Raw genomic sequence first — 4,549 nt, 5'->3', positions numbered from 1 at the left:
ACGCCGAAATTCATCCCGTTCAAGGGCCGTGCAAGAGGTGATCGCCGCCAGTGCGGCTCGAAGTGCTACCTCGGCTTCCTCAGGGGACGCCGTGGCAACTCGAAGAACTCTACACGCTCGCGTAGGCCTCATCAAACCCGTGGCGCAAGGGGGTTTCGGCGGCTACGGTCGGCCCATGACCCAGCATGCGCTCGTCCAGCAGTGGTGGGCCGCCTGACGGCGGCCCGACCTTGCGCATGCATCCAACCGGCCGCCGCCTCGGCGGCCGGTTTGCTGTCCGGGGCGGCGGTTCCTCATCCACAAGGAGCGCACCGACCCATGGCACGCATCTTCAGCGGCATCAAGCCCACGGGCCACCTGACCCTCGGCAACTACCTCGGCGCCGTCCGCCAGTGGGTGGACACGGACCAGCACCGCGCCGAAGCCCTCTTCTGCGTCGTCGACCTGCACGCACTGACCGTCGAGCACGATCCGGCCCGTGTCCGGAGGCTCAGCCGGCTAGCGGTGACGCTGCTCCTGGCGGCCGGGCTCGATCCGGACCTCTGCACCGTGTTCGTACAGAGTCACGTGGACGAGCACACCCGGCTGGCGTATCTCCTCGAGTGCACCGCGACCGACGGCGAGATGCGCCGGATGATCCAGTACAAGGAGAAGGCGGCACGGGAGCGGGCCACGGGCGGGAGCGTACGGCTGTCGCTGCTGACGTACCCCGTCCTGATGGCGGCGGACATCCTCGCGTATGGCGCGGATGAGGTCCCTGTGGGTGACGACCAGGCTCAGCACGTGGAGCTGACGCGCGACCTGGCCGTCCGCTTCAACCAGCGGTACGGGCATGCCTTCACCGTTCCCCGGGCCGTGCTCCCCACGGTGGCCGCCCGGGTGATGGACCTGCAGGACCCGACCTCCAAGATGGGGAAATCGCACGCGGAGACGTCCGGCATCGTCTATCTGCTCGACGACCCGGACGTCGTGCACAAGAAGGTGATGCGCGCGGTGACCGACAGCAGGAGCGAGGTGACGTACGACCGCGAGGCGCAGCCGGGCGTCACGAACCTGCTGGAGATCCTGGCCGCCTGTACGCACCGGAGTCCGGTGGAGCTGGCGGCGTCGTACACCTCGTACGGCGCGCTGAAGCGGGACACGGCCGAGGCGGTCGTGGAGCTGCTGCGGCCCGTCAGGGAACGGCATGCACGACTGTGCGCCGACCCGGGACATGTGGACGAGGTCCTGCGGGTGGGTGCCGAGCGGGCGCGGTCACTCGCCCGGCCGACGGTCGACGCGGCGTACCGGGCGATCGGCCTGATGCCGCCCCTGCCGCTGGCCGACGGCTCCTCCCTGGAGGCCTCTCCGGCTGCCGGGTGAGGACACGCCTCCTTGCCGCCCGTCCCCCGAGGAGGCGCCGGACACCGCCAGCGCTTCGGTCCGGCGGCCGCTGAGGCCTTCCGCAGCCGCGAGGCGTACGTCCGTAACAACCGCCGACCGGCACGCGGGGGGGGGATCCTCAGGCCGTCGTTCCTCAGGCGCCGCCCGAGGCGAGCTCCCGGCTTCGGTCGCGGGCCGCCTCGAGGGCGGCGATCAGGGCGGCTCGTACGCCGTGGCTCTCCAGCTCGCGGATCGCGCTGATCGTCGTACCGGCGGGGGACGTGACGGCCTCGCGCAGTTTCACCGGGTGCTCGCCGCTGTCGCGGAGCATGACGGCGGCGCCGATGGCGGCCTGGACGATGAGGTCGTGGGCCTTGTCGCGGGGGAGGCCGAGGAGGATGCCGGCGTCGGTCATGGCCTCCACGAGGTAGTAGAAGTACGCGGGGCCGGAGCCGGAGAGCGCGGTCGCCGCGTCCTGCTGGGTCTCGGGGACGCGGAGCGTCTTGCCGACCGGCTTGAAGATCGCCTCGGTGCGGAGGAGGTGGTCCTCGGTGGCGTGGGAGCCGCCGGAGATGACGGACATCCCCTCGTCGACGAGTACGGGAGTGTTCGGCATGACCCGCACGACCGGGGTGCCGGCGGGGAGCCTTTCCTCGAAGAACGCGGTGGGGACGCCGGCCGCGGCGCTGATGACCAGCCGGTCGGCGGGCAGGTGCGGGGCGAGCTCGCCGAGGAGGGTCGCCATGTCCTGCGGCTTGACGGCCAGGATGAGGGTGTCGGCGGCCTTGGCGGCCTCGGTGTTGGTGACGACCTCGACGCCGTAGCGGATGCGGAGGACCTCGGCGCGCTCGGGGCGGCGGGCGGTGCACATCAGGTCGTCCGTCGACCAGCCGGCGCGGATCATCCCGCTGAGGAGGGCCTCGCCAATCTTTCCGGTACCGAGGACGGCGACTTTCTGTGCCACGGGGCTCACGGGCTCACCTTCTCGCTGCGCTGGTCGTCCGGCCGGGACCGGGTGGTGCTCGTCGGCCGGCTTCGACGGGTCGTAGGCCGGTCATCTTCGCATCCGGCGGCACGACGCGGGCTCTTTGTCCGGGCATCGGTACGCACGAGGCGGTGGTGACGGATGGGTACTCGAGGGATTCCGCCGGGGTGATCGGAACCGTCCACTCCTGCTGTTCGACACCTTGCTCGACACCGCGTTTACATCGTGGTTACACATCAACTCGCTGATCCGCACCACAACTTGGCCAAAATATGGTCGAGTGATTAACAGCACGGCGCCGAAGGAAACGACGGCGTTTGCCCGTCGCACGGTTCATCCGTGCTGGCATCCGTGCGCCGACGCCCGTCCGTACGCGACGTGACGCTTCACTCGGCTTCACTCCGCCCTTCCGCTCACCACGGCTCACCACGGCTCACCACCGTTCTGCACGCCCCCACTCCCCACCGCCGCCACACCTCACTCCACCTGTCCCGCAACGACGCAACGATCCCCATCGCATCGCTGCGCGCGCCTGGAGCGCGCTGGAGGCAATCCTCATGCAGAAGAAATCCTTCCGCCATGCCCGAAATGCCGGACCCCGCGTCGGTCTCATGAGCACGCTCAAGGCCAACCTCCGGGACAACCTCCGACACAACCTCCGGGCCGACTTCACCGCGTCGCTCGTCGTGTTCCTCATAGCCGTGCCGCTCTCGGTCGGCATCGCCGTCGCGTCCGGCGTCCCCGTCGAACTGGGGCTCGTCACGGGCATCGTCGGCGGCCTCCTCACCGGGCTGCTGCCGGGCAGCAGCCTGCAGGTCAGCGGGCCGGCCGCCGGCCTGACCGTGCTCGTCTACGAAGCCGTGCGGGAGTACGGGCTCAGGGCTCTCGGCGTGCTGGTGCTCACCGCCGGGCTGCTCCAGGTCGCCATGGGGCTGCTCAAACTGGGGCGCTGGTTCCGGGCGATCTCCGTAGCGGTCGTGCAAGGGATGCTCGCGGGCATCGGGGTCGTCCTCATCGCCGGCCAGCTCTACACGCTCGCCGACGCGGACCCGCCCGCCGGCGGCCTGGAGAAGCTGGGCGGCCTGGTCACCCTGCTCACCGACACCCTCGCCTCGGGGGACGCCATGGCCGCGGTCGCCGTCGGCACCGGCACCGCGGCGGTACTGGTCCTGTGGCCGCGCTGGCGGCAGGGCCAGCGCGTGGTGCCCGGCCCGCTGGTGGCAGTCGCACTGGCCACGGCCGTGGTGGGCCTGCTGCAACTACCCGTCGACCGGGTGCAGGTACGCGGCATCCTCGACGCCATCCAGCCACCGGCGGGTGGGGACTTCGCGCGCCTGACGGAATTCGGCGTGCTCGGGACCGTCCTCGCCTTCGCCCTCATCGCGTCCGCGGAATCGCTGTTCAGCGCGGCGGCCGTCGACCGGCTGCACGACGGCACCCACACGGACTACGACAAGGAGCTCATCGCACAGGGCGCCGGCAACACCGTGTGCGGCGCGCTCGGCGCGCTGCCGATGACGGCCGTGATCGTACGCAGCTCGGCCAACGTGAGCGCGGGCGCGCGGACGAAGGCCTCGCGCGTGCTGCACGGCGTCTGGCTGCTGGTCTTCGTCACCCTGCTGCCCTGGGCCCTCGAGCTCATCCCGGTCGCGGCCCTCGCCGGCGTGCTCGTCCACGCCGGCTGGAAGCTCCTGCCGGGCAAGGAACTCGGCCCGCTGTGGCGGGACCACCGCGGCGAAGTGGCGGTACTGCTCACGACCACCGTGGCGATCGTGGTCACCAATCTCTTCGAGGGCGTCATCGTCGGCCTGCTCATGGCCGTCGTGAAGGCGGCCTGGGAGACCTCGCACGTCCACATCGAGACGGTGACGAGGCCGGACGGGCGCATCCAGGCACGCGTGCTCGGCAACGCCAACTTCCTGCGCCTGCCGAAGTTGCTGGACGAGCTCGACGCCCTGCCGCGTACGAGCGGTGGGGTCGAGCTGGACCTGACCGGGCTACGGCACATGGACCGTGCCTGCCGGACCGCGCTCCTGGGCTGGGCGGAACGGAACGCCGCGGTACGGAGGGGCGACGAGAACGGCGACGGTGAGGCGACGGGCAAAGTGGTAGCGGTGTAAGCCGACACAGCGTTAAAGGCCCTGAACGCAAAAATGCCGTAGGCCCCGAACCATTCCTGGTCCAGGGCCTACGGCTAAAAAA

The 4,549-nt window shown here is 70.3% G+C and carries 3 protein-coding genes; 2 read left to right on the top strand and 1 reads right to left on the bottom strand.

The window, feature by feature from the left end:
* Positions 1-318: 318 nt before the first annotated feature.
* Positions 319-1,362 carry a tryptophan--tRNA ligase gene (trpS, locus tag IE295_RS33050; RefSeq protein ID WP_190067500.1) on the top strand — a complete coding sequence of 348 codons (1,044 nt, stop codon included), beginning with the start codon at positions 319-321 and terminating at the stop codon, positions 1,360-1,362.
* Between the two features lie 154 nt (positions 1,363-1,516).
* Here the strand turns inward: trpS and proC are convergent, their stop codons facing one another.
* Positions 1,517-2,326, bottom strand: coding sequence for a pyrroline-5-carboxylate reductase (gene proC / locus IE295_RS33045; RefSeq protein WP_190067499.1), 810 nt, complete (start codon positions 2,324-2,326; stop codon positions 1,517-1,519).
* A 632-nt stretch (positions 2,327-2,958) separates the two neighbouring features.
* On the opposite strand from proC, the gene IE295_RS33040 reads away from it, so the two are divergent.
* The gene (locus tag IE295_RS33040) at positions 2,959-4,467 is read left to right on the top strand and encodes a SulP family inorganic anion transporter (protein ID WP_190067498.1); all 1,509 of its coding nucleotides are present in this window, start codon (positions 2,959-2,961) and stop codon (positions 4,465-4,467) included.
* The last annotated feature ends 82 nt before the right edge of the window (positions 4,468-4,549 follow it).

Origin of the sequence: Streptomyces griseocarneus (assembly GCF_014655595.1) — a bacterium.
In the GTDB taxonomy this organism is placed as follows: Bacteria; Actinomycetota; Actinomycetes; order Streptomycetales; family Streptomycetaceae; genus Streptomyces; species Streptomyces griseocarneus.
The sequence above is the reverse complement of the archived record's forward strand: the minus strand, read 5'-3'. Positions and strand labels throughout refer to the sequence as shown.